The organism is Streptomyces sp. NBC_00224, assembly GCF_041435195.1.
In the GTDB taxonomy this organism is placed as follows: Bacteria; Actinomycetota; Actinomycetes; order Streptomycetales; family Streptomycetaceae; genus Streptomyces.
Window position 1 is genome coordinate 1,132,094 of sequence record NZ_CP108106.1, and the last position, 25,595, is coordinate 1,157,688.

Genomic DNA, 25,595 nt, shown 5'->3' on the forward strand with positions numbered 1-25,595 from the left:
GCACCGCGTCACGGCGTGGAATCGCGCCCCAGCACCCTCGTCACCAGGGTGCCCTCCACGAACAGGTCGACCCGCCGCCAGCGCGGCCACTCCTTGGCGGTGGGGCCGTCGGCCGACCGGTAGAAGTCGTCCCTGGTCGGATACTTCTCCGGATCGGGCAGGCCTCCCCCGGTCACCGGGATGCCGTGGATCGTGAGGTCGCCCTGGGCCCTGGCGGGGTACTCGCCGTGGGCGGACACCACGAATCCGTCGCGGGCGATGTGCGGGCCGAGCGCGTCGACGATGGCTTGGCCGACGGCGACGGCCCGGTTCTCGGAGAGTACGTCGTTGTGCGGCTCCGTTCCCTCCGGAGAGGTGAACGCCAGCAGCACGGGGGCCGGTCCGTACGCCTCGACCACGGCCCGGACCTCGGCCAGGTCGCGCTCGAACCGCATCCTGCCGTTGGTCTCGGAGCCCGGCTCCTCGGCGTCGAGGTTCCACGAGTCGTACGGGAACATGGCGGAGGCCTGGCCCGCGAGCGGGGTGTGCACCGTATCCGGGTCACTCCGGCGGTCCGGCGGAGGCTTCTTGTCGGACAGTGCGGCGGGGCTGAAGAGCACCCCGACGCACAGGGACACCCGCAGCACCGTGACCTCCGCCGAGGTGGGCAGCCAGGCCTTCCACCACCCTGGGGTCAGCAACGCTCCCCAGTTGAACGCGAACTTGGGGCCGGAGAAGTGATCCGCCTCGGTGATGGCATGCATCCAGCCGTGTCCGGGCAGGTAGAGCTGCCACAGCGCGCTGTCGGAGAGGTTTCCCTGTGCCAGGTTTCCGAGCTTTGCCTTGGCCACGGTGGTCGAGGCGATGACGATCCGGGCGCCGGCGAAGTCCGCGGAATCGGACAGGTCCAGTTCCGACCGGAAGTCGAGTTTCCCGAGATCCGCAACGCCGAGACCGGGTTTTCCCGCAACACTCTTGAAGGTGAGGCTCTTGAGGCCCACATCGGCGGCAAGCCCTCCGGCCACCCGTGCGAACACCGCGAACACCGGGTGGTTGCCCGCCCACGGGACGGGGACCGGATCCTCGGTGACGGGCTGCCCGTTCTTGTCGTACACGCGGCCGCCGTCCTTGTTCCGTTTGAACACCAGCCGGAACTTGTCGATCTTCACCACGGCCGCATAGGCACCGGCCTGGATGCCCACGAGCGGTGCTGAGGCACCGATGTCCTGGAAGGTCAGCCGATAGAGGAACGCCGCCTCGCCCCCCACCCCCAGGCCGCGAATCGCCTCCTGGACACGCCCCGTTCCCCACCCCGTGGGATAGCCGCCGGCGCTGCTGTTCCTCACCTCGTCGTCGAGGACGTCGTTCAGCCACTGGTAGTACGTCTTGAGTTCGCCGTCGATGTCGAGGGTGGCGAAGTTCCCGTACAGAGCCATCAGACCGTACATACGCGTGCGCCACGGTTCGCCGAGGGAGAATTCCAGCATGCGGGCCAGGGCGACGCGGATCCTCGTCCGCTCGATCTTGTCGTCCTTCTTGTGCACCCACGTCTTGATCAGCCTGGCGAATCCCGTCTGCGCAGACGCGAACAGGGCGATCAACCGCGTGCGCAGCGACTCGGGTACGGGCCGGGTCTGGTCGATCAGCACCTGGGTGCGCAGCGGCTCGGGCAGACGGCTGATCACCCGCCTGGGCCAGCGCACCACGGGGCTGGTCCGCCGCAGCCTCAGCGTGGGCCTGCCGTCCTCGGCGAAGCTCAGCAGAAGAACCTCGGGGGTCCTCTTCGGGTAGCTGAGGAACCCCTTGCCCTTGAAACCCCGGACGAGCGGTGGCGTCCCCTCGCTGAGCCACGGGTCGAGGGGGTTGAACAGATCGGTGGCCGCCGGGCGCAGCGGGTCGGGCGGGACGTTGCCGCCCTCGGCGACGAACCAGGTCAGTGGGATCGGGGCGCCCTTGTCCGCCCTGTTCCCGTTCATCTTGTCGACGAGGAAGCCACGGGCGACGCCGTGGACCCAGTCGTGGTCGGCGGTGCGTTCGCCGCCGGTGTCATCTTTGATCTTGAGGCCGTCGACACCGTCCAGGTCCTTCGGCGGGCGGCTGAACCAGATCGCCAGGGCGGCCCCGGCCTGGTTGATCTGCACCATCAGCGGACTGTTCGTGTTCTCGCCGGACCCGTCCGCCTCCCACATGCCGCTCAGATCGGGCTGGAAGCGGCGGTTCTGCGGGACGGGTGCGGCCTTCGGCGGGACGATCGCGGTGGCGCGGCCGACCAGGTGCGGCCGGGGTTTGGCGGGTGAAGCCGGTGGTTCGATCAGCGGGCGTTCCGGGGTGGGCACGACGGCCTCAACCCTGCTGACCGGTCTGCGGGTTGTACGTGACCTGCACGGCGGCCACCTGGTCCGTCGGCAGCACCTCCACCCACTGGTCGAACACCTCGTACGGCTGCTGCGACTGGGCCTTGAAGCCGTCCGCCAGAGGGTAGAAGCCGTGCTCGTACACCTTGTCCGGCGGCAGGTAGTTGAGGGTGACGCCGTCCTCCAGGCGTTCGGTGACCACCTCCTGGCCGTTCTGGTGCTTCTCGACCACGCTGATGGCCACGTACCGCAGGACGTCGCGCACGGTGAGCGCGGCCGGGTCGAGGTTGCGGTACCGCAGGACGAGGTCCGGGTCCGACCACGGGTAGGCGCGCAGTCTCCCGAGGATCTTGCCGCTCTCGCCCGCCGAGGCCGGCTGGTACAGGTCGTCGAGCCCTTCCGATCCCTCGATGCTGGTGTCGCTCAGCCAGTTGAGCGCGGCCAGCTCCTTGCCGGGCCGGATGGGCATCACGGCCTTGACCCAGGGGGCGTTCAGGAACGCGTTGCGCTGGTGGTCGGCGTCGAGCTGCATGAGCCACCCCAGTGAACTGCCCATCCGGGCCGGGGCGGAGGAGCCGGTGATGTAGTAGTTGTCCTCGCGGAGCATGTCCTGCTTGTCGGACCAGCCCACGACGTGATCGTCCAGACCTGCGGGCTTGCGCCGGAACGACTCGACGACGGGGGCGGGCAACCGTCGGCGCACCTTGACGGGGTCGGCGGCGGGGTCGGCGAGCGTGTCGAGCTCGGGGGCGAACACCGGGTGGCTGTGGTGCAACCTGGGCCGCCACCACTCGGGGGCGACGAAGTACAGCATCGCGTCGACGTCGAAGATCGAGTTGATCAGTTCGGAGAGCTTGTGCAGCACGTTGGGGTCGGTCGGCACCGTCTCCCCGACCTGGAGCAGGTGCTGCAGCAGCCTGCGGTAGACGACGACCCGCTCCTCCTCGCGCAGGACGTCATAGCCGCGGGTCTCCACGCGGCTGGCGGCGTCGATGCGTTCGATGGCGGCCTTCATATAGGCCTCGCGCTGCAACCGGTCCAGTTCCAGGGTGCGTTCCTTGACCAGCAACGCGTTGCGGTCCTCGATCTCCTTCCTCTTGTCCGGGGTCGGTGTGTACTTCACCGGGATCGAGAACTGGAGCTGTTCGCCGCCCTTGCCGTGGCCCTGGGTGACGTACACGGACAGGCTGGGTGCCTTCGGCAGGGGTGTGCCGTCCGGGACGCCTCCGGCGTTGTCCGTACGGTTCACCACGATGTTGACGCTGAGCGAACCGCCGCTGACCCACTTCAGGGCGCCGTGCTCCAGGTAGGTGTAACCGTTCTTCGGGTGCAGCGGTACGTCGCACAGCCAGAAGCCGCCGGCGTGGCCGGTGGAGCTGATGTACCCGTCCACCGGAAGCGCGAACGTGCCGGTGGCCTCTTCCGTGTAGTCCTCGGGGAGCGGCAGCTCATTGGCCGGGGTGACACCGGACACGTCCGGCGGCGCGGCGAGATGGACCAGCTTGGCCAGGCCGAGCTCACGGCCGGGATCGTCCACGTAACTCTGCCAGCACAGCTGGGTGCCCAGGTCCTGCACCTGGACGCCGACGCGGCGCATCTTGCGGCGCAGCTCGTAGTTGACGAGCTTGTCGGTGGTGTTCTGCAGGACGTACCGGCGGCTCGCGGTGTCGGTGGTCTCCGTGACGGTGCGGAAGGTGGTCTTGAAGCTCCGCTTGATCTCGGTGCTGAGCCGTTCGCTCTGCTGGCGCATCTGCTTGTGGGTCTGCTCCCGCGCCTGGCGCTGGGTGTCGGTCATGTCCATGGTGGCGGTCTCGTTGGCGTCGCCCCACACCCACCGCTGGTTGGACGACACCGAGAACCCCAGCTTGGTGCTGCTCTCGTTCTCCTGCTTGACCGCCTCGGACACGTCGTCCTGCTGTGAGGTGTCCTTCTCCACCTTGTCCGTGGTCTCCAGGCTGGTCTCCACGGTGCGCTCCACCAGGGTCTTGCGGGTGTGCGCCTCGACCAGTTCCACGGTCCCGCCCGGGCTCAGCCACACATGCTGCACGGGTGGGCCGAGGAAGGTGTCGAACTCGAAGAAGTACTGGCGGAAGAGGTGCACGATGCCGACCGGGGAGAGGCTGACGCGCTGGACCGCCTCCTGACGGCTGAGCGTCTCCAGCGGGTCGAGCATGCGCTTGACGCCCCGGTAGCGCTCGGCGTCCACGTCGGGCGCGGGGGCGGTGAACAGGTCCGCCAGGGTGGGGATCAGGCCCTGCTCCGACAGGTAGTTGAGCAGCCCCGCGACCATCGACTCCTTACGGGCGAGGGTCTGCAGCAGTGCCTTGCGGCGTACGGGGTCGGTGGTCGCGGCGGTGCGCCGGAACAGCTCGGGGGTGACCTCGCCCGCGAGCATCGTGTCCAGCGCCGTGCGCTTCAGCAGCGGCAGCCAGACGGCGGGGTCGCGCAGGTCCTTGCCCTTGACCCGCTGCTGGAGCAGATCGGCGAGCACCGAGTCGATCAGCGGACTGTAGGGCTTGGCGGCGAGTGCCGTACCGGTGCGCACGGTGAGCGTCAGATCGTCCGCCGCCGCCTCGGCCGCTCCGAGGTGGATGATCCCGCCGTCGGAGACCACCGCGTCCGCCGTGACCTGCTGGGACACCAGGGCGAGCAGGTCCTCGTCGGCGCGCGCGATCCCGTCGAGGAAGCGGGCGACCGTACGCTGGGAGCGCCAGCCGAGCAGTGGCTGGTACAGGCCGAACGACTCGCTGGCGTACGGGAGCGTGCCCGTGAAGTCGGGCAGCGGCCGCCCCGTCACCACGCGCGAGCCCCCCATCGGCGCCGGCATGACCTGGACGTTGTCCACATCGCCCGACGCGGTCTTCGCGAACGGTACGACGGCCCAGGTGCGCCCGCCCGCGCCCTTGCCGACCAGGAACAACTCGCGGTCGCCCTGGGCCGGTGGCGCCACGAACGAGATCGTCTGCGCGCCCAGACCGCTCAGCACCTTGCCCACGTACTGACGGCTGATGTTGGTGTCGTGTTCCAGGAACGCACCGTTGAGCGCGGGCACATCGGGGAACAGTTTCGGGTCCTGGACGTCGACACCGGCCGGAATCGCCAAGGCGATCCGCTGCATACCCGCCAGATCCGACGGCAGTCCCGGCTGCACGGTGTAGCTCCAGACCTCGTACCTCGTCCGCGGCCCGGACGTGGCCAGCGGTGTCCGACCGGTGAACGTGACGACCAGCGTCATCGTTGTGCCCCCCTTGTTCCCCTTGTTTGTCCGAGCCCTGGCGGCCCCCGTGCGGCGAGAGTGACAGGGGCGGGGGCGCGCGACCAAGCTCCGTTCCGCTGAGCGGACCGGCGCCCCGCGAGCCGCCCCTCACGCCGCGTGCAGAGCCACCGTCGGATGCAGACGCGAGGCGCGGATCGCCGGGTAGAGGCCCGCGACCACGCCGATCAGGAGGGTGGCGGCCAGGCCGCCCGCCAGGGACCAGGGTGGGACCACCGCCGTCCACCCCTGGGCCCGGGCGAAGCCGTACGTCGCCGTCGTGCCCAGCAGTGCGCCCGCCACCCCGCCAAGCCCCGACAACAGCAGTGACTCGGTGAGGAACTGGAGGCGGATGGCGTTACGGGTCGCGCCCAGGGAGCGGCGCAGGCCGATCTCCTGGCGGCGTTCCAGGACGGAGATGACCATGGTGTTGGCGACGCCCACCCCGCCGACCAGCAGGGCCACCGCGCCCAGGCCGAGCATCAGGGTCGTCAGGCCCTCGTCGGTGGCGGCCTTGGCGGCCAGCGCGTCCGAGGGGCGGGAGATCTTGATGCCCGCCTGGCTGCCGGGGTTGATGCTGCGGGCGAGGACCGCCCGTACGTCCTCCACCGAGTCGTCGGTGGACCGCTCGAAGATGGTCGTGGGGTGGCCGTCGAAGTTGAAGTAGCGTTCGGCGGCGGGGAATCCGACCATGGCCACCCGGTCCAGGGTGGGGGCCAGTTCGAGCGGTTTGAGGATGCCGACGACGACCACACGTGTGTCGTTCATCATGATCGTCTCGCCGGTGCGGGTGATGCCGAGGCGGTCCGCCGCCACCGCGCCGAGGACCGTCGTCGGGAGGCGTTCGCCGGCCGCGGTCAGCCAGCCGCCCCTGTCGACCTCGCCGCCGAGCGCGGACAGCAGGTCGAGGCGGGCCGCCTGGGTGGTGACGCCCGCGGTGCGCTCCTGGGGGACCACGTCGCTGCGGCGGATGCGCGCGTCGACGTTGGCGGTGGCCGTGGCGTGCCGCACCGGGCCGATGCGCTCGACCATCGCGACCGCGTTCTTGGGGAGCCTGACCGGCCGGCCCGTACCGTCGTCGTCCGCCTCGGCGGTGAGGAGGTTGGTGCCCAGGCGGTCGAGCCGGGCCATCAGGTCCGCGCGACTCGACTCGGACAGGCCGACGACGGCGACCATGGTCGCGATGCCGATGGCGATGCCGAGCGCCGAGAGCACCACGCGAGCCCGCCGCGCGAGCAGGCCGACCGCGCCGACGCGGAGGATGTCGCCGGGCGTGAGACGGGAGGGCTTGAGGTCGTTCTTCATCAACGGACTTCCCCCGTAAGGCCCGTAAGGCCCGTAAGGCCCGTAAGGCCCGTAAGGCCCGTAAGGCCCGTAAGAAGCGTGGATCGGGAGTCCGAGACGATCTCGCCGTCCTTGAAGCGGACCCGGCGCGGCAGCGAATCCGCGATCGCGTGGTCGTGGGTGATCACGCAGATGGTGGTGCCGGACGCGTTCAGCTCGTGCAGCAGCTCCATGACGATCGCACCGGACGCGGTGTCCAACGCGCCGGTCGGTTCGTCCGCCAGCAGCAGCCGGGGCTCGCCCACCAGGGCGCGGGCGATGGCGACGCGCTGCTTCTCGCCGCCGGACAGTTCGTTGGGCGTGTGCGAGAAGCGGTGGTCCAGGCGCACCTTGGCGAGCGCTTCCCGTGCCCGGCCGCGCCGTTCCCTCAGCGGTACGCCCGCGTACAGCAGTCCGTCGGCGACGTTGTCCACCGCGTCGCGCCCCGCCGCCAGATGGAAGTGCTGGAAGACGAAGCCGATGTGGCGGGCGCGCAGCGTGGAGAGCCGGGAGTCGGAGAGCTCGGACACGTCGTACCCGGCGACCTTGACGGTTCCCGTGGTGGGTCGGTCGAGGGTGCCGATGACGTTGAGCATCGTGGACTTTCCGGAGCCGGACGGGCCGACGACGGCGACCAGTTCGCCCTCTTCGACGGTGAGGTTCACTCCGCGCAGGGCGTGGACGCCGCCGGGGTACGACTTGGTGGCGTCCCGCAGTTCGATCACGGGGGACGGCGTCATGACGTCGCCACTCCGACCTGCACGCCCTCGCGCACGTCCGGGCCGGAGACCTCGATCCGCCCGTCGGCGGTCATGCCCGTCTCCACCCGCACCATCTTCGAGGTGGCGCCCTGGACGATCTGGAGGCCGTAGCCGCCGTTCTCGCCGCGCAGCGCGACGACCGCCTCGACGGGGACCGCGAGGACTCCCTTGTGTGCCTCGCTGACGAACTTCACGCTCGCCGACGCCTTGGCGTCCTCGCCGGACATGGCGCTCGCACCGCCGTCCAGGACGATCTCGACGGTGATGCCCTTCTGGGCGCTCGCACCGGCCGCACCGCTCCCGGAGCCGGGTTCCTCGGGGCGCACCGTCCCGGCGACCCGCCCGGCCACGGTTCTTCCGCTCGGCAGGGCGACCTCGACCTTGGTGTTCTTGGAGGTGAGCGCGCCGTCGGTCTGCTCCAGTTGGGCCCGTACGACGGGCCGGGTGGCGGCGATCGTCAGCACCGTCGCGCCCGGGGCGATCTGGTCGGCGAGCGCCGCGTCGGCGGCGACCACCTTGACCTGGCCGGGCTGGAAGACGACATCGCCCTTGCCCACCCTGCCGGTGCTCTCCCGGTTCAGGGACTTCTGCCACCGCTTCACGGCAGCCTCGGTGTACCTGTCGTACTCCGTGTCGACGTAGAGCCCGGCCCCGTACCCCAAGTCGCGCAGACTGCGCTCCAGTTGGAGGACGTCGCTGCCCCGGTCGCCCGCCTTCATCTCGCGGAACATCGGGACGGGTCCGTAGAGGAGGGTGACGGGCTTGTCGTTCAGCTCGTAGAGCGCCTGCCCCGTCTTCACCGTCCTGCCCTCGGCGGCGGCCACCGTGACCGTGCCCTCGACGGCGGATTTGACGGCGCGGCGCTGCGCGAAGTCGAGCTTGCCGTCGACCGTCTTGGACAGTACGAGGTCGGTGCGTACGACCTTCGCCGTGGCGGGCGGCAGGTCGCCGCTCCTGGCGGAGGCGCCCGCGTCGCCGTCGCCGCCGAAGAGCAGGGCTCCCCCGGTGACCGACGCGGCGACGGCCGCCGCGCCGAGCGCGAGGAAGGCGGTGCGGCGCGTCACTGCATGCCGTCCAGACCGTCGAGCAGCTTCGGCTCGCACGCCTTGCGGGCCTGCTTGTACGAGGGCGACTCGGTGTCGATGGAGCGGGACACCGGGTCCGGGTCGCCGCCCGGCTGGGCGTTGCCGCCGCTCATGGTGGGGTTGGCGAACTTGGAGACGCCGTGGTCCCGCATGCACTGGGCGTGCGCGAGCATCGACTCGTACGCCTTCTGCTGGTCGCGCTTGGGCTCGGCGTTCATGGCGTCCTGGAGCTCGGCGACGCAGGTGCCGTTCTTGCCGCCCTTGATGCCGTCGTTGCGGCCGGGCTGGGAGCCGATCGCGTTGACCTTCGCCCAGTCCAGGTAGCCGCTGAGCTTGGGGTCGGGGAAGTCCTTGTAGCCGCCCTTGACGCGCATGCACTGGACGTACTTCATCTGGGCGTCGTAGAAGGCGCTCTTGCCCGCGGGCCGGGTGCTCGGCGCGCTCTCCCCCTTGGCGGCGCTCGCGGCCGGCGCGTCGGGTACGTCGGCGATCGCGCCGTCCTTCTTCCCCGCGCCCGCGCTGTCGTCACCGCTGCCGCAGGCGCCGCAGAGCGCGAGGACGGGCACGGCCACGAGGGCGGTCATGCGCGATGCGGCGGAGACGCGAGCGTTGGGACGGTTCGTCCTGTTCGTCCTGTTCATCCTGAGAAAGCTCATGTGCTTCACGTTCGCGCTCGCAGATGATGACCTGTCCATGGCCATGTGATGGGAACGTAACAATGCCTCCGACCTGCACCTCCGCCCTCGTACGGAGTAGGCGGAAGCGGGCTCGGCGTGGTCATAATCGGCCCCATGCCGCATGTGCTGCTCATCGAGGACGACGCGTCCGTACGGGACGGAATGGAGCTCGTGCTGCGCCGGCACGGGTACGGCGTGGCCACCGCCGCCACCGGCGAGCAGGCCCTCGCCCTGCTCGCCGAGGAGCGCGGCGCGCGGATCGAGCTGGCCGTACTGGACCTGATGCTGCCCGGCATGGACGGCTTCGAGGTGTGCCGCCGCATCCGCGCCCGCTCGGCGACCCTGCCGGTCATCATGCTGACCGCGCGCGGCGACGACTCGGACATCGTGACGGGCCTGGAGGCGGGCGCCGACGACTACGTGGTCAAGCCGGTCACCGCACCCGTCCTGGAGGCCCGCATCCGCGCCGCGCTGCGGCGCGCGGAACCGTCCGGGCAGGCACGGGAGGCGGACTCCGGCCTCGCCGGGCTGGTGATCGACCGCGCCGGACTGACCGTCACCAAAAACGGCGTCGCGGTCGCGCTGCCACCCACCGAGCTGCGGCTGCTGCTCGAACTGTCGGCCTCCCCCGGCCGGGTCTTCAGCCGCGAACAGCTCCTCGAATCCATCTGGGACCACACCTTCCTGGGCGACTCCCGGCTGGTGGACGCGGCGGTCGCACGACTGCGGGCCAAGCTGGAGGACACACCGGCGAAGCCCCGGTACGTCCAGACCGTGCGGGGCTTCGGCTACCGCTTCGGGCCGCTGTGAACCGTACGGACAAGGGCAAGCACACGGTGAACCGCGCGGAGGGGAGCGAGCGTACGACCGCCAAGTGGCGCTCCCGGCGGCTCATAGGCGGGCTGCGCACCCGGCTCGTCGTCACCTTCGTCGTCGTCGCCCTCATCAGTGCGGTGACCGCGACCGCCCTCGCCTACCGGGACGCCCGCACCGCCGTCCTCCAGCGCACCCAGAACACCGCGGTGAACGACCTCCGCAAGCGGGTCACCGCGGTCGCCGCCGACTTCGACCTGCCGCCCGACCAGCACTCGCTGTCCCGCTTCGCGGCGACGGTCTCGGACGGCATCGGCGCCCGCATCGTGGTCGCCCGCTACCAGGACCTCGTCGCCACCTCCGACTCGCTCGCCGACACGCAGGGCCGGATCGGCACCGAGCTGCGCGCCGCCGTGCACACCGGCAAGGCGACCCGGTTCCAGCGGGTGATGTGGCGGGGCGAGCCCTATCTGACCGTCGGCATGCCCGTGACGTACGCCGACGGGGACCACCGCACCTCCGGCCTGGAGGTGTACGCGATCACCGATCTGCGGGCCGAGCGCGACGACACGGCCGCCCTGCTCGACTCCGTACGGGCGGGCACCGCACCGGTGGTGCTGCTGGCCGCCGTCCTCGCGCTGCTGGCCGCGGGAACGGTCCTACGTCCGGTACGCAAGCTGAGCCGGGCCACCCGTGAGCTCGCGACCGGAGACCTCGGCAGCCGGGTCGCGGTCACCGGGCACGACGAACTCGCCGACCTGGCCCGGACGTTCAACGACACCGCCGACGCACTCCAGGCCTCCGACGCGGAACTGCGCGAGCAGGAGGCGAAGGCACGCCGCTTCGTCGCGGACGTGTCGCACGAGCTGCGCACGCCCCTCGCGGCGATGACCATGGTGGCGACCGTCCTGGAGGAGGACGCCGACCAACTGCCCCCGGACGCGGCGCGGGCGGCCCGTACCGTCGGCGCGGAGACGGCACGGCTTTCCCGGCTGGTCGAGGATCTGATGGAGATCTCCCGCTTCGACGCCAAGGCGGCCCGGCTGAACGCCGCCGAGACCGACGTCGCCGAGACCGTACGGGCGTCCCTGGCGCTGCGCGGCTGGACGCACCGGGTGCACACGCACCTGCCCGAGGGCGTACGGGCGGTCGTCGACCGGCGCCGCATCGACGTGATCGTCGCGAACCTGGTGGGCAACGCGCTGCGGCACGGGGCTCCGCCGGTCACCGTGACCCTGGGGACAGTGAGCGCCGCGGACGGGAAGTGGCTGACGCTGGAGGTCGCCGACCACGGCCCCGGGCTGCCACCGGGGGCCCGGGAACGGGTCTTCGACCGGTTCTACAAGGCGGACGCGGCCCGTACCCGCGGCCCGGCCGACGACAGCGGACAGGGCAGCGGCCTCGGCACGGCGATCGCGCTGGAGAACGCCCGACTGCACGGCGGCACGATCGAGGTGGCCGACGGGCCGGGGGGCGGCGCGGTGTTCACCCTGCGGCTGCCCGCACGACGCACCGAAGGGGGCACCGGGTGAAGAGCCGCCGAGGGGCCGTGGCCGCGGCACTGGGGATCGCGGGGATCGTCCTCGTGGGCTGCGGCGTCCAGCCGAGCGGAGTGGTGGGCGCGGGCGAGCCGGCGTCCGGGCTGACGCGTGGAATGCGGCTGTACTTCGCCTCCGACAGCGGACTGCGCGGGGTGCCGCTGCTCGACCGGGAGGTCAAGGACCTCAACGCGGTGGTGAAACTGCTGGCCGTGGGGCCGCCGCCGGCCGAGCAGCGCGACGGGCTCACCTCGCTCGTCCAGCTCGGCGGCTACACGGTGACCGGAACGGGCACCCGTGTCACGATGCGCCTCGAAGGCCCCTATGCGATGTCGGGGCGCGACCAGGGCACGGGCCAGCTGGTGTGCACACTGGCCCGCGCCCAGTCCGTACTCGACCCGAAGACCAGAGCCGACGACGTCCAGGTGACCATGCGACCGAAGGAGGGCGCCGCCCTGGGCCCCTACCGGTGCGCGGAGTTCCTCAACCGGTGAGGCGGGCGTGCTCACGGCGTTCCCAGGAGCACCTTCGCCCGGGCGGCACCACCCGCCTGCACCACATGGGCATGTTTGTCACGTCATGCGGAGTGTTCGGCAAGACTTCCCCCACGTCCTCGCCATAGTGCGGGCATGACACGAACCCGCTTGTCTGCGCGTCTGCGCACCCGTGCCCGCGCCCGCACGGCCCTGCTGTGTGCCGCGCTCCTCGCCGCCACGGTCCAGACCACCGCCGTCTCCCCCGCGTTCGCGGGCGGGCCCGGCCCTGACGACCGCGACTGCGTGAGGACCCGGGGCCCCCTCGACGACCAGGCCCGCGAGATCCTGGGCATCGCCCGTAGGACCAAGGACGAACTCCACCTCAAGGCCGTACAACTGCGGGTCACCATCGACGGACGCGAGGTCCTCACGGACGCGCTCGGCGAGTCCATGACCAACGTTCCCGCCGAGCCGGACATGCACTTCCGCGCCGGTTCCGTGGCCTTCGCCCACATCGGCACGGCGCTGCTTCAGCTGGTCGAGGAGGGGCGGGTCCGCCTCGACGACACCGTGGAGGCCTGGCTGCCCCGTCTGCCCAACGCCCGCAAGATCACCCTGCGGATGCTGGCGACCAACACCACCGGCCTGCACGACTACGTCACCGACCCGGCCTTCCTCGCCGAGCTCTCAGCGCACCCGTTCCGCCAGTGGACCCCCAAGGAGCTGGTCGGATACCCGCTGCGCCACCCGTTCTGGTACGCGCCGGGCACCAGCTGGAGCTACTCGCACGCCAACTACGTGCTCCTGGTCGCCGCGCTGGAGAAGATCACCGGCATGCGGATCGACGAATTCGTGGAGCGGCGGATCACGGGCCCCCTCGGCCTGCGCGAGACGCAGAACAACTTCACCTCCGACATCCCGCGTCCCGTCCTGCACGCCTTCACCTCCGAGCGCGGTCTGTACGAGGAGTCGACCTTCTGGAACCCGTCGTGGACCACCGCACCCGGCGCGGTCATCACCACCGACATCTGCGATCTGGCCCGGTCGGCGCAGGCCATCGGCAGCGGTGAACTCCTCTCGCACCGCGCCTACCGCACCCTCCTCGACCCCGGCACGGTCGGCCTCGGCGGCGCGACCGCGACGTGTCCCGCCACGGTCTGTCTGAAGCAGACCCCGGCCAAGCACTTCGGTCTCGGTGTCATCGTCATCAACGGATGGGTGCTCCAGAACCCGTCGTTCTCGGGCTACGCGGCCATCCAGGCGTACCTCCCGTCCGACCGTCTCGCCATCGCGGTGTCCGCCACCAAGACCGCGACCACGCCCGACGGCAACATGGCCCAACAGGTCGCCGAGCGCATCGCGGCGGCGCTGGCCCCGGACACCCCCCTGGCGATCGGCTGACCAGCACCAAACGGGAACCACCCGCCCCGGCAGCACATCTTCATGGGCATCGGCGCCAAGGTGTGCTGCCGGTTTCGGGTGGGGTCGGGTCAGCAAGGGGATGAAGCATGTTCGCTGTCGGCGGGGCGTTCGGGGTGGTGTTCGGCTCGATCGGACTCCTCTTCGCCGCCTTCGGGATCGGAATGCTCGTCCTGGGCGCCCGTAAGAGCTCCGAGTACAAGCGGGTCTTCCACGAGGGGCAGGTGGCGGAGGCGCGCTGCCTGGAGGCGTACGTGGTGCACCACCACTCCCCCAACGGACCGAGCTCCAGTCAGCGGCGCCTGATCGTGGCGTTCCGGACCGGCGACGGCCGGGACGTACGGGCCGAAGTCGTCGCCCGGCAGCCGTATGTGGCGGGGGACGCCGTGCCGGTGCGGTACCTGCCGGAGCGTCCCGAGCGGGCGGTGGCGGCGGAGGCCACGCCCGGCGTGGGAGTCGTCACCTGCCTCTTCAGCGGGGTGATGGTGATCCTGACCTGCATGGGGCTGTTCTTCGCCGCCATCGGCTTCGGCGTGGCGGCGTTCATGGGCACGAACTGACGCGGCGGCTCCCGCGGTGTCCGGTACGCGGCCCCACGCGAAGCGGTCTCGCGCCAGCGCGGGGTCCGGCGGCGCCCGGGGCCTGCGCCCGCCCCGCTGAGGGGCAGGAGCGAGTTGAGGGGCGCACCGCTGTTCCAGGAGCCGAACAGGTCGCGGTTGAGGGCCGTGATGTTGTGCTTGAGGGCGAGCTGGCCGGCGTCCCTGCTGTATTCGCAGGTGGCCACGAACAAGGCAACGTCTGCCTTGTGTTCGGCGAAGGCCATGCCGACGAACTTCTGCATGTCGCCGCTGGGGACTTTTCGGTGCGGGGCATAGTGCTTGACCTGCACGGCCAGGCGGCGGCCGTCGGGCAGGCAGCCGAGGATGTCGGCGGCCAGGTCCCCGGCGCCGCCGACGACCCTCACCTTGGTGCAGCCGTCGCGCCTGCACAGTTCGGCGACGTACTGCGGGACTGTTTCCGCGTCATCCCCGCCCAGCCCCCGCAGCCAACCCGAACAGCTGCTTCAGCGCCGCGAACGCCGCCTCGCGGTCCACCAGGCCGTCGAGGTTGTGCAGCGTGTGCAGGCCTATGCCGGTGCCGAAGACGATCGAGGCCAGGCTCTTCGCGTCGGGGAGCCCGGGGGTGTCCTGGATGATGCGCTCCAGGTAGCCGATCCACACCTGCCGCGTGCGTTCGTACCCCTCGACGTAGGCGTCCCGCAGGGGGCCCTCGTCCCGTAGGACCTCCGGCAGGACCGTCGCGAACACGCGGCCGCACGGGGCGTCGACCACAGCTAGATGCGCGTCCACGAGGGCGTCGAACGACAGCGGGCCGGAGTGCGGCAGCCGTCGGCCGTACTCCTCCTCGGCCGTACGGAAGGCGAGTTCGATCACTTCGACGATCAGGCCGTCCTTCGAGCCGAAGTGCCAGGCGACCGAGCCCCGGCTGATGCCCGCCCGGTCGGCGACCGCCTGTACGGACGCGGCCCTCGGGCCGGCCTCGGCCACCAGTTCCGTCGCCGCCCGAAGCAGACGGCGGCGGCTCTCCCGCGCGGACTCCTCACGACGACCGGTCATGCGGCGGATTGTTCCACAAGGGGCGCGGCCTCCCCAGACCCTCGGCCCGGGCACTCCACCCAACACCCCCGCCGGACACCGATCATGTGCGAAGTCTTGACGGCCTGTGTCAGCCGTCCAACGATTGGACCGCTGTCCAGTATTCGCGGGTGACTCGCCCCGCCGATCGCGTTCTCGCCGTACACGTTCCGAACCACCGACCGCACGATGGGAGACGTCATGCGCCTGGTCACGTTCGTGAGGAAGAACCAGACGGAACAGAAGGAGCAGAAGCAACAACTGAGCAAGGAGCAACTGAGCCTGGAGTCCGTCGGGGTGCTGCTCGACGGGGACTCGACCGTCCTCAGCCTCGCCGCCGCCGCTCCCGGAGAAGCGGCCTTCGGCTCCATGCTCGCCCTGATCGAGTCCGGTGACGAGGGGCTGCGCCGGGCCCAGGATCTGTGTGAACTCCGGCCCGGTCAGGCCCTGTTGGCCGCGGAGGACATCGCTCTGCGGGCGCCCCTGCCGCGCCCGGCCCGGCTGCGCGACTGCGGGCTGTTCATCGCCCATCTGGAGTCGGGGCTGCGCGAGCTGGCCCGGCGCTCCTCGGCCGGGGCCGAGGATCCCGACGCCGAGTTCCAACGGCTCATGGCCAGTGGCCGGTTCGACCTGAACCCGCTCTTCCGCGAGCGGGTCATGTACTACACGGCCGACCACCTCTCGGTGAGCGGGCCCGAGGACGTGATCACCGCACCCACCGGGGCGAAGGAGCTCGACTTCGAGCTGGAGTTCGCCGCCGTGGTGGGCCGGACCGGCCGCGAGGTGAAGCCCGGCGCGGCGCGCGAGCACATCTTCGGCTACACCGTGTTCAACGACTGGAGCGCCCGCGACCTCCAGATGCTGCTGATGCCGGCGGGCGTGGGCCCCTGCGAGGGCAAGGACTTCGCCGGTTCCAACACGCTCGGGCCGTGCATCGTCACCCGCGACGAGCTCACCGACCCGTACGCGCTGACGATGACCGCCCGGGTCAACGGCCAGGAGTGGTCGCGCGGCGGCACCAACGGCATGCACCACAGCTTCGAGGACGCGATCGTGCACCTCAGCCGGGACCGGGCGGTGCACCCGGGCGACGTCATCGGCTCCGGAACGGTCCCCTCCGGCACCGGGTTCGACCTGGCACGGTCGCTCAAGGACGGGGACGTGGTCGAGCTGGAGGTCGAGGGGATCGGCGTCCTGCGCAACACCGTCCGCGTGCCCGCGCTCCCCTCGAACGACTCATGACCGACGCGTACGTCCTCGCCGTGGGCCGCACCCCGTACGGCAGGTTCCCCGAGCTCGGTGTCGGCGCGCTGGCCCGCGAGGCTCTCGCGCTGTGTCTGGCCGACGCCGCGGCCGGATCCTCGGTGGTCGACGGGGTGTTCTTCGCCAACGCCACCCAAGGGGCGCTGGAGGCACAGCATTTGATACGGGGTCAGGTCGCCTTGCGCGGCACCGCCCTCGAAGGGGTGCCGGTCTTCAACGTCGAGAACGCCTGCGCCAGTGGTGCCACGGCCTTCCACCTGGCCGCCACCGCCGTACGGGCCGGGGAGATGGACGTCGCCCTCGCGCTCGGCGCCGAGAAGATGTACGGCGCCGACGAGACGCGCACCACCGAGGCCTTCCACGGCGGACTGGACGTCGCCCGCTGGGAGGCCGAGCTCAAGGCGCTGCGGGACGCCGCGGGGGCCGAGACCGCACCGCCCGGACGGCGTTCGGTGTTCATGGACGTCTACGCGGCGCTCGCCGCCCACTACCGGCGCCGCTTCCCCGAGTGCACCGCCCGTCGGCTCGCCGCCGTCACCGCCAAGAACCGGCGGCACGGCTCCCTCAACCGCGATGCCGCCCTCCGCACCCCGCTCACGGTCGACGACGTGCTGGCCGCACGCGAGATCGCGGCGCCGCTGACGCTCCCCATGTGCGCGCCGATCGGCGACGGCGCGGCAGCGGCCCTGGTCTGCTCGGCGGCGGCGGCGCGCCGGATCGGCGTTCTGCGCGCCGTGGGGATCCGGGCGAGCGTGGTCACCTCCGGCTCGGGCCGGGCCCTGGACGACGAGGAACGGCAGATCACCCGCCGCGCCTCGGCCACCGCCTATGAGCGCGCGGGGCTCGGGCCCGCCGACGTCTCGCTCGCCGAGGTCCACGACGCGACGGCGATCGGTGAAGTGCTCCAGTTGGAAGCCCTCCGGCTGGTCGGTCCCGGTGAGGGCGCGCTCGCGGCCGAGCGCGGCGAGACGGCACTCGGCGGCCGCCTCCCGGTCAACACCTCGGGCGGTCTGGAGTGCAACGGCCATCCCGTCGGGGCCACCGGGATCGGGCAGATCGCGGAGCTCACCACGCAGTTGCGCGGCGAGGCCGGTGCGCGCCAGGTGCCCGGCGCCCGGATCGGTCTCGCCGAGAACGGCGGCGGATTCCTGGGCTTCGAGGAGGCGGCCGCCGCGGTCGTCGTCCTGGAGGCCCCGTCAGGGGTGGGGAGGCTGCCGTGAACCAGACCGTGGAACCGACGTCCAATGGCCCGGCGAACATCGCGGACCTGCTGCACCGGGCGGCCGCCGCGACCCCGGACGCCCCCGCGGTGTGCGAGGGTGCGACCGTACTGCGCAACTATCGCCGGCTCGCCGAGCGTGCACGGGCGATCGGGGCCGCGCTGGTGCGCGAGTACGGTCTGCGTCCCGGCGACCGGGTCGCACTGGCGATGCGCAACACTCCGTACTATCCGGAGATCCTGTTCGGCGTCTGGTGGGCCGGGCTGGTGGCGACGCCCATGAACGCGCGCCTGCACCCCAAGGAGTTCGCCCAGCAGATCGAGGACTGCGCGGCCCGGCTGTGCGTCGCCACGGACGAGCTGGCCGGTTCACTGCGCGAACAGGGCCTGGGGAGCGCGGCGTTGACCGAGGCCGCCGAGCTGGCGCGTACGGCGCCGGATGAGGCGTCCGGGCCTCCGGCGTCCGTGCGCCCCGACGATCCGGCGTGGCTGTTCTACACGAGCGGTACCACCGGCCAGCCCAAGGGCGCGACGCTCACCCACCGCAATGTCATGGCGGCGACCGGGAGCGCGCTCGCCGACATCGGCCCGGGCCTGGACGCGGCTCTGCTTCACCTCGCGCCGCTGTCCCACGCGGGCGGCCTCTTCGGCCTGGCGGCCGTCGCCCGCTCCCGTCCCCAGGTGTTCCCGCGGGGCGGTCCGGTGGACGCGCGGAGCCTGGGCGAGTCGCTGCGCGCCTTCGGTCCCGCGGTGTTCTTCGCGGTGCCGACCATGCTGCGCCGACTGCTCGACCCCGCGTTGCTGCCGGACGAACTGGTCGGTCAGGTCCACCACATCCTCTACGGTGGCGCTCCGATGTACGCCGAGGACCTGCGGCAGGTCATCGCCCGCTTCGGGCCCCAGCGGCTGTGGCAAGGGTACGGCCAGGGCGAGTCCCCCGCCACGATCACCCATCTGCGGCCCGGGGACCACCGGGGAGACGACGCCGAGGCGCTCGGGCGCCGGCTGGCGAGCGTCGGCCGCGCGCGCACCGGCGTCGAGGTACGGGTGGTGGACGCGGCGGGGCGGGAGCTGCCGCCCGGGACCAACGGCGAGGTGATCGTCCGGGGCGCGACCGTGATGGCGGGCTACTGGAACAACCCGGAGGCCACCGCCCGTACGCTGCGCGACGGTTGGCTGCACACCGGCGACCTCGGACGGTTCGACGCGGACGGTTTCCTCACCCTCGTCGACCGCGCCAAGGACCTGATCATCGCCGGGGGCTCCAACATCTATCCGCGCGAGGTGGAGGAAGCCCTCCTGCGCCATCCCGCGGTCGCCGAAACCGCCGTGGTGGGGGCTCCCGACCCCGAATGGGGTGAACTGCCCGCCGCCTTCGTGGTCCTCGCCCCCGGACGTACGGCGACGGCCGACGAGCTCGACCGCCACTGTCTCGCGCACATCGCACGATTCAAGCGGCCGCGCGACTTCCGCTTCATGGCCGCGCTGCCCAAGAACTCCTACGGAAAGGTGCTCAAGACCGAACTCAGGGCACTGATCGCCGGATCCCCGGACACCGAACACGGAAGAGGCTGAGCTGAGATGAGCCGCATCGTCGACCTGACCTCCCCCCTCGACCCCCACGACCTCGACCTCGTACCACCCGACATGCCCGATCTGGCGCTGGTGATCGCGCCCAAGATCGACTATCACACCCATGACGCCTGGGGCCGCGAGTTCATGGTCGCGTCCTTCGGCTGCGACCCCGACGACCTCCCGGCCCGTGAGGGACCGGCGGGCGAGGTCATGCACGAGATCAGCACGCACTGCGGTACGCACGTGGACGCGCCGCTGCACAGCGGGCGCCTGTGCGAGGGCCGCCCCTCCCGCACCATCAGCGACATCACACTCGACGAGCTGTACCGCCCGGGCATGGTGCTCGACGTGCGCCCCTGGGTCAGACCGGGCGAGGCCATCCCCGTCGAGGCGCTGGAGCAGGCTGTGAAGGCCAACGGCCGGGACATCCAGGACGGCGACGCGATCCTGATCCGTACCGGGCAGGAGCGCTACCGCCTGGGCGAGCCGCAGTACTTCGACTACCCCGGTATGTCGGGCGCCGGCACCCGCTATCTCACCGGCAGGGGAGCGACGATCCTGGGCACGGACGCGATCGGCTGGGACCGTCCGATCCCGAGGATGCGCCAGGCGTTCCAGGAGACAGGTGACGCCGGGCACATCTGGGACGGCCACTACGCGATCCAGGACAAGGAAGCGCTGATCGTCCAGCAGCTGGTGAACCTGGGCGCGCTCCCCCCGACCGGTTTCATGGTCGGCTTCTTCCCGCTCAAGCTCACCGGTACGAGTGCCTCACCCACCCGGGCCGTCGCCTTCCTCCCCGAGTAGGGCGACCGCGGCCGTGCGGACCGCACTCCGCACGGCCGCTTTTCCGTACCGGCTGACCCGCTGGATTTCCGGACCACGCAAAAAGCGTCACATTCGAACCGTCTCGCACGACGCCATGGGAGCCCGCCACTCACCGGCAGCCGGGAATTACCGGGCCCGCGGGGCCGAATGTGGTGCCGGTCACCTGGCCGGATGTCAACTCTCCGGTACCGGTGACGCGTTGACGATGTTCCGCTACGAACTGTAGCGTTACTCATCGTTAGGGTAGTGAATGCAGAAAGGCGTGAGTTTCAAGGGCACGAAATAGTGGGCTCCGCGCATCACTGCCCGGCTTTTCTGTCACACCCTCGACGGTTGCGCGCAGCTGCCTTTCCACAGCGATACAGCAACTCGATGAGGCGTGCATGAGCAATCCCAACTCCCTTTGCGATGAAGTGCTGTCGCAGATTCGGCCGCTGATCGAATCCGTCGTCAACGACGTACAGATCCGCGCACTTGAGGATTCGACTCTCGCAGTCATCGGCGACAGAAGTGTCGCGGCCACCACACTGGACACCCTGGTGGAGCGCGCGGAGTTCTCGGTGAACATGCTCGTGCCGCATTCCCGCGACGCGTTGCCGGTGGCGGACACGGCGTTACGGGGCCTGGCCGCACGGCGCCCGGGCGGGGCCCGGGTGCAGATCCTCGCGGCCCCGGAAGTGGCCGCGGACCACCGGCTGGCGCGGCTCGGCGGGCTCACCGAGCGCGTCGAGGTCCGGCTGGCCGCCGATGTGCGGCACGCCGCCGTGGTGGTGGACGGGCAGGTGGCGCTGGTGCGCTCGCCCGGTGTGGTCACCGCCGGCGCCGAGGCTTCCGTCATCCGGGCCCCCGGCGTGGTCAAGGCCCTCCACGACATCATGATGACCGCGTGGCACCGGGCCGCCCCGCTGGTGACGTACCAACAGCTCCAGGAATGCCTCAACGGAGACTCCGGGACCCGGATCCTGCAACTGCTCGGCGACGGCTGCACGGACGAGGCGGCCGCCCGGGAACTCGACATGTCCGTGCGGACCTATCGCAGGAGAGTCGCCGACATCATGCGGCTCCTCGGGGCGCGCTCACGATTTCAGGCCGGGGTCCATGCATCCAACATGGGGTTGTTACAGCCGTAAGTCAGAGGCGTGTCAAGGACTACATGTGTAGGCAGCAACCTGTCAGCGGAACATGAAATCCCCGCAGCGAATGGCAATTTGCTGACCTGCCGTTGAACATTGCCGCACCTCTGGCGAGACTCGGAGTCGAGCCCGCGCAGCCGACTGCCGCGCGGCCTTCCCGAGTTAAGGAAGTCACGTACACCATGGGTGAAGAAACCCCGGTGCGGCCCGCACCGATCGCGATCGTCGGAATGGCCTGCCGGGTTCCCGGCGCCGACGGTCCGGACGCTTTCTGGCAGCTCCTGATGGACGAGGTCTGCTCGGTCGACGACGTCCCGACGACCAGGTTCGGGCGGCCGTACGAGATTCCCGGAGCGCGCGTCCGGTCGGGGCTCCTGAAGGACGTGGACCGCTTCGACGCGGAGCACTTCGGGATCTCGCCGCGGGAAGCGGTGGGCATGGACCCGCAGCAGCGGCTCTTCATGGAGACCGTCTGGGAGGCCCTGGAGGACGCGGGCCTGGACCCCGCGCGGCTCGCGGGCACCCGCACCGGCGTCTACGTGGGCACGACCAACGTCCACTACTGGGACCTCCAGCAGAGCGTCGACTTCCCCGACATCCACGCCTCGCTCGGCGCCGGCTCCCGCTCCACCACGACCGGCCGGGTCTCCTTCGCCCTCGGCATCACCGGACCCGGGCTCTCCGTGGACACCGCCTGCTCCTCCTCGCTGACCGCCATCGCCCTCGCCTGCCAGAGCCTGCGGGCGGGCGAGTCCACGCTCGCCATCGCAGGCGGCTCGCAGCTGCTGCTGGCCAACACCGAGAACCACGGCTTCGTGGACGCGGGCGTGTTCGGGACCGACTGCCGCTTCGGCGACGCCTCCGCCGACGGCTTCGTCTTCAGCGAGGGCGTGGGCGTGGTCCTGCTCAAGCCGCTCGACCGTGCCGTCGCCGACGGCGATCCGATCCGCGCGGTCATCCGCGGCTGGGGGATGAACAACGACGGCGCGGGCAGCGACACGATGATCAACCCCGCGCTCAGCGGCCAGCGGCAGATGCTGCAACTCGCCTACGAGCACGCCCGGATCCCCGTGTCCGACGTCGACTACATCGAGACCCACGGCACCGGCACCCGCGCGGGCGACCCGGTCGAACTCGGCGCCATCGCCTCCGTCCTGGGCGGGCGCGACAAGGGCCGGCCGCTGCTCGTCGGCTCCGTGAAGAGCAACATCGGTCACACCGGCTCCGCGGCGGGTGTGCTCGGGCTGATCAAGACCGTACTGACCCTCCAGCACCGCACCGCCCCGCGCAGCCTCCACGTCACCGAGCGCACCCCGGCGATCGACTGGGACGCCACGGGCCTCGACATCCCGCACCGCGCGGCCATACCCCTCGAAGCGGAGGGGCGGCCGCTCACCGCCGGGGTGAGCGGATTCGGCGTCTCCGGCACGAACGTCCACCTCGTGCTCACCGAAGCCGAGACGAAAACCGAAGCCGCCTCCGACGGCGCCGGAATCCACACACCCACCGCCACGGAGACCGGCACCCCGCACATCCTCCCCCTCTCCGCCGCCTCACCCGTAGCCCTGCGGCAGCGGCTGCAGGACATGGCCCACCACCTCTCCCCCGGTGGAGCCGGGCGCGGCGCCGCGCTCGCGGACATCTGCCACACCGCCGCGACCCGCCGCGCGCACCACGACTGCCGCGTCTCCGTCGTCGGCGACAGCCACGACGCACTGGCCGAGCGGCTGCGCGACGCACTGGCCGACGACGGCGCCAGGCCCTACGCGGGCCGCCCGCAGGTCGCGTTCGTCTTCTCCGGCCACGGCTCCCAGTGGATCGGCATGGCCCGTGAACTCATGGACACCTCAACGGCGTTCAGCGCGTCACTGATCCGCTGCGACGACGTCGTACGCGCCGAGACCGGCTGGTCGGTCATCGACCGGCTCACCGACGGCAGCGACCTGGTGGGCGAGACCGTCGCCATCGTGCACCCGGTGCTCTGGGCGGTCCAGGTCTCACTCGCCGAGACGTGGCGGGCCTGGGGCGTCGAGCCGGACGTGGTCATCGGGCACAGCATGGGCGAATCGGCGGCCGCCTGCGTCGCGGGCTCCCTGAGCCTGGCCGACGCGGCGGCCGTGGTCTGCCGCCGCGCGCGGCTGATCCGCGACCGCGTCGCCGGTCGCGGCACCATGTCCGTGGCCGCGCTCCCCGCCGCCGACGCCGAACAGCTCATCGCCGAGCTTGCGGTCAACGTCTCGGTCGCCGCCAGCAACGGCCCGCGCACCACGGTGCTCGCAGGTGAGATCGAGGGCATCGAGAAGATCAAGGCCGAACTGGACGCCCGCGACGTGTTCTGCCGCGTCATGAAGGCCGAAGCCGCCTCGCACTGCGCCCAGATGGACCCGCTCCTCGATGAACTCGGCGCGGAATTACGTGAGATAGCACCCAGGGCCGGCCGCATACCGATGCGCTCCACCGTCACCGGAGAGCTGGAGGACGGGAGCGGGCTCGACGCCTCGTACTGGACCCGCAACATCCGCGGACGCGTCCACTTCCACGAGGCCGTGCTCAGCACCGCCCTCGCCGCCGAGACCGTGTTCATCGAGATCAGCCCGCACCCCATCCTGTCGAGCGCCGTGCAGGACTCCCTCGACGAGGCGGCCCTGCCCGGCACCGCCGTCGGCTCCCTCATCCGCGACGAACCGGACCGCCAGACCCTGCTGACCCACCTCGGCAAGGTGTACGAGAGCGGCGCCCGCATCGACTGGAACGGCCTCTACAGTGGCGGACGCCTCGTCCCCCTGCCGACGTACCCCTGGCAGCGCGAGAGCTACTGGGTGGAGGACCTGGAGGCCCTCCCCCAGTCCCATGCGTTCCCCCTGGACTCGCCGGACTCCCCCTTTCTCGCGGACGCCCCGGCGCACGGCCCCGCCCTGCTGCACGGCCCGGCGTTCGCCGAAGCCGTCCGGGTCGCGGCCGTCAGGAGCGCGCGCACCGACGCGCTGCTGCTCACGGACGTGACCGTCAAGGACGCCCTCGCGGTGCACTCCGGGTCCACCCCCGTGCTCCGCGTCACCCTCACCCCCAGGGAGACGGACGGCAGTTGGAGCTTCTCGGTCACCGGGGAGCAGGACGGCCGGGAGAGCGAGCACGCCTCCGGCACGGCGACCGTGGCGCCCGGCCTCGCGGCCGCCGTGCACGAGCCCCTCGCCCGCACGCTGGAGCGCTGCCCGCAGCGCCTGGACGGGGCGGCCTTCTACGCACGGATGGCCGGGGCCAAGGAGCTCTACCAGGTCGTGGACGAGCTCTGGCTCGGGCAGGGCGAGGTCGTAGGCCGGTTGCGCCGCCCCGCAACGCTGGCGCCGCACCCCGACCACCCGGTGCACCCGGCCCTGCTGGCCGCGGCCGCCCAGCCCGCCCTGACGCTGCTGCCGGACATGTCGTACCTCACCGAGCACGTCGGCCACGTCACCGTCCTCGGGCCCCAGACGGACGTGATGTGGAGCAAGTGCTGGATCTCGGAAGTCACCCCCGACGGGCTGCTCTTCCTGGACATGGCCCTCCTGGACGAGGCCGAGAACGTCGTGGTCGAGGCCAGGCGGATGCGGATGCGCAGGCAGGGCGGCGGTACGGAAGCCGGAGTCGGTGGTGATGTCAGCGCGGAGGACGAGATCGTGAGCACCGAGCCCGAGCCCGTCCACGAGCATGGCGCGGTCACCGGCCGGAGCGTGGACGGCGGTATCGAACTGACCGGCGAGCTGCGGCTGACCGACCCGTCCAGCGGCTTCGTCGTCGAGCTGCGCGGCAGCCTGCGGATCTCGCAGGGGGCCGGCGGTACGGCGAGTCCGTCGGAATCGGTCGCCGCCCCCGCCCGTACAAGCGCGCCCGTCGCGCGGCCCGCGGCCGCACCCACTCCCGCACCGGCCATCGCGGTGAGCGCCGCGGCTGTGGCGCGGCCCGCCGCGAACGGGGTGGTCGAGGACGCCCCGGCCGCCGACCGCCCGGTCGTCGACCGCGTGGCCGCGCACGTCGCCGCGGTGCTCAAGATGCGCGTCGCCAGGCTCGACGTGAACAAGCGCTTCAGCCAGCTCGGCATGGACTCGCTGATGGCGACCGAGCTGCGCAAGCGGTTGGAGAAGGAGCTGGGCGTCGCCCTGCCCATGACCCGGCTGGTGCGCGAGACCACGACCGCCTCCCTGGCCCGGGAGCTCGAAGCGGAGATCGCCGGTTGACCGGCCGGCGCCCGCCAGTCGGCGCCCGCGGCCGGACCGAACCACAAAGCA

General features: G+C 71.1%; 18 protein-coding genes and 1 pseudogene. 11 read left to right on the top strand and 8 right to left on the bottom strand.

The window, feature by feature from the left end:
* Positions 1-8: 8 nt before the first annotated feature.
* The 6 genes from OG965_RS04920 to OG965_RS04945 all read right to left on the bottom strand — a co-directional run bounded on the left by OG965_RS04920 (position 9) and on the right by OG965_RS04945 (position 9,339).
* Positions 9-2,315, bottom strand: a complete 2,307-nt coding sequence (locus tag OG965_RS04920) for a hypothetical protein (protein ID WP_371649484.1) — start codon at positions 2,313-2,315, stop codon at positions 9-11.
* A 7-nt stretch (positions 2,316-2,322) separates the two neighbouring features.
* Positions 2,323-5,568 (bottom strand): hypothetical protein, encoded by a 3,246-nt coding sequence (locus OG965_RS04925; RefSeq protein WP_371649487.1) that lies wholly within the window; start codon positions 5,566-5,568, stop codon positions 2,323-2,325.
* 129 nt (positions 5,569-5,697) lie between these two features.
* Entirely contained in the window at positions 5,698-6,891 is a 1,194-nt protein-coding gene (locus OG965_RS04930; RefSeq protein ID WP_371649491.1) for an ABC transporter permease, read from the bottom strand.
* Positions 6,891-7,649, bottom strand: a complete 759-nt coding sequence (locus OG965_RS04935) for an ABC transporter ATP-binding protein (RefSeq protein WP_371649493.1) — start codon at positions 7,647-7,649, stop codon at positions 6,891-6,893. The genes OG965_RS04930 and OG965_RS04935 overlap by 1 nt, the downstream gene beginning before the upstream one ends.
* A complete protein-coding gene (locus OG965_RS04940; RefSeq protein ID WP_371649495.1) occupies positions 7,646-8,734 on the bottom strand; it encodes a peptidoglycan-binding protein in 1,089 nt (362 codons plus the stop codon). The genes OG965_RS04935 and OG965_RS04940 overlap by 4 nt, the downstream gene beginning before the upstream one ends.
* Positions 8,731-9,339 carry a hypothetical protein gene (locus OG965_RS04945; protein ID WP_371649497.1) on the bottom strand — a complete coding sequence of 203 codons (609 nt, stop codon included), beginning with the start codon at positions 9,337-9,339 and terminating at the stop codon, positions 8,731-8,733. The genes OG965_RS04940 and OG965_RS04945 overlap by 4 nt, the downstream gene beginning before the upstream one ends.
* Positions 9,340-9,546: 207 nt before the next feature.
* Between OG965_RS04945 and OG965_RS04950 the strand changes: the two genes are divergently transcribed.
* From OG965_RS04950 to OG965_RS04970, 5 genes are all read left to right on the top strand, one after another.
* A complete protein-coding gene (locus OG965_RS04950; protein WP_371649498.1) occupies positions 9,547-10,242 on the top strand; it encodes a response regulator in 696 nt (231 codons plus the stop codon).
* A gap of 26 nt (positions 10,243-10,268) precedes the next feature.
* Positions 10,269-11,777, top strand: coding sequence for an ATP-binding protein (locus tag OG965_RS04955; RefSeq protein WP_371656844.1), 1,509 nt, complete (start codon positions 10,269-10,271; stop codon positions 11,775-11,777).
* Complete coding sequence (locus tag OG965_RS04960; RefSeq protein ID WP_371649500.1) at positions 11,774-12,277, top strand: hypothetical protein; 504 nt, start codon at positions 11,774-11,776, stop codon at positions 12,275-12,277. The genes OG965_RS04955 and OG965_RS04960 overlap by 4 nt, the downstream gene beginning before the upstream one ends.
* A 135-nt stretch (positions 12,278-12,412) precedes the next feature.
* Entirely contained in the window at positions 12,413-13,660 is a 1,248-nt protein-coding gene (locus tag OG965_RS04965) for a serine hydrolase domain-containing protein (protein WP_371649502.1), read from the top strand.
* A gap of 107 nt (positions 13,661-13,767) precedes the next feature.
* Positions 13,768-14,238 carry a DUF3592 domain-containing protein gene (locus OG965_RS04970; protein WP_371649504.1) on the top strand — a complete coding sequence of 157 codons (471 nt, stop codon included), beginning with the start codon at positions 13,768-13,770 and terminating at the stop codon, positions 14,236-14,238.
* 56 nt (positions 14,239-14,294) lie between these two features.
* Here the strand turns inward: OG965_RS04970 and OG965_RS04975 are convergent.
* Positions 14,295-14,684: pseudogene (locus OG965_RS04975) on the bottom strand (restriction endonuclease); the annotation flags it as partial.
* 16 nt (positions 14,685-14,700) lie between these two features.
* Entirely contained in the window at positions 14,701-15,294 is a 594-nt protein-coding gene (locus OG965_RS04980) for a TetR/AcrR family transcriptional regulator (RefSeq protein WP_371649506.1), read from the bottom strand.
* Positions 15,295-15,513: 219 nt separating this feature from the next.
* Here OG965_RS04980 and OG965_RS04985 point away from each other — a divergent pair, with 219 nt between their 5' ends.
* The 6 genes from OG965_RS04985 to OG965_RS05010 all read left to right on the top strand — a co-directional run bounded on the left by OG965_RS04985 (position 15,514) and on the right by OG965_RS05010 (position 25,544).
* Positions 15,514-16,554 carry a fumarylacetoacetate hydrolase family protein gene (locus OG965_RS04985; protein ID WP_371649508.1) on the top strand — a complete coding sequence of 347 codons (1,041 nt, stop codon included), beginning with the start codon at positions 15,514-15,516 and terminating at the stop codon, positions 16,552-16,554.
* Positions 16,551-17,795, top strand: coding sequence for a thiolase family protein (locus tag OG965_RS04990; RefSeq protein ID WP_371649510.1), 1,245 nt, complete (start codon positions 16,551-16,553; stop codon positions 17,793-17,795). The genes OG965_RS04985 and OG965_RS04990 overlap by 4 nt, the downstream gene beginning before the upstream one ends.
* The gene (locus tag OG965_RS04995) at positions 17,792-19,369 is read left to right on the top strand and encodes an AMP-binding protein (RefSeq protein WP_371649512.1); all 1,578 of its coding nucleotides are present in this window, start codon (positions 17,792-17,794) and stop codon (positions 19,367-19,369) included. The genes OG965_RS04990 and OG965_RS04995 overlap by 4 nt, the downstream gene beginning before the upstream one ends.
* 6 nt (positions 19,370-19,375) lie before the next feature.
* Positions 19,376-20,176, top strand: a complete 801-nt coding sequence (locus tag OG965_RS05000) for a cyclase family protein (RefSeq protein WP_371649513.1) — start codon at positions 19,376-19,378, stop codon at positions 20,174-20,176.
* Positions 20,177-20,580: 404 nt separating this feature from the next.
* On the top strand, positions 20,581-21,327 hold the full coding sequence (locus OG965_RS05005) for a hypothetical protein (RefSeq protein ID WP_371649515.1): 747 nt from the start codon (positions 20,581-20,583) through the stop codon (positions 21,325-21,327).
* Positions 21,328-21,512: 185 nt separating this feature from the next.
* Positions 21,513-25,544: a type I polyketide synthase gene (locus OG965_RS05010; protein WP_371649517.1), complete on the top strand. Its 4,032-nt coding sequence runs from the start codon at positions 21,513-21,515 to the stop codon at positions 25,542-25,544.
* Positions 25,545-25,595: the final 51 nt, after the last annotated feature.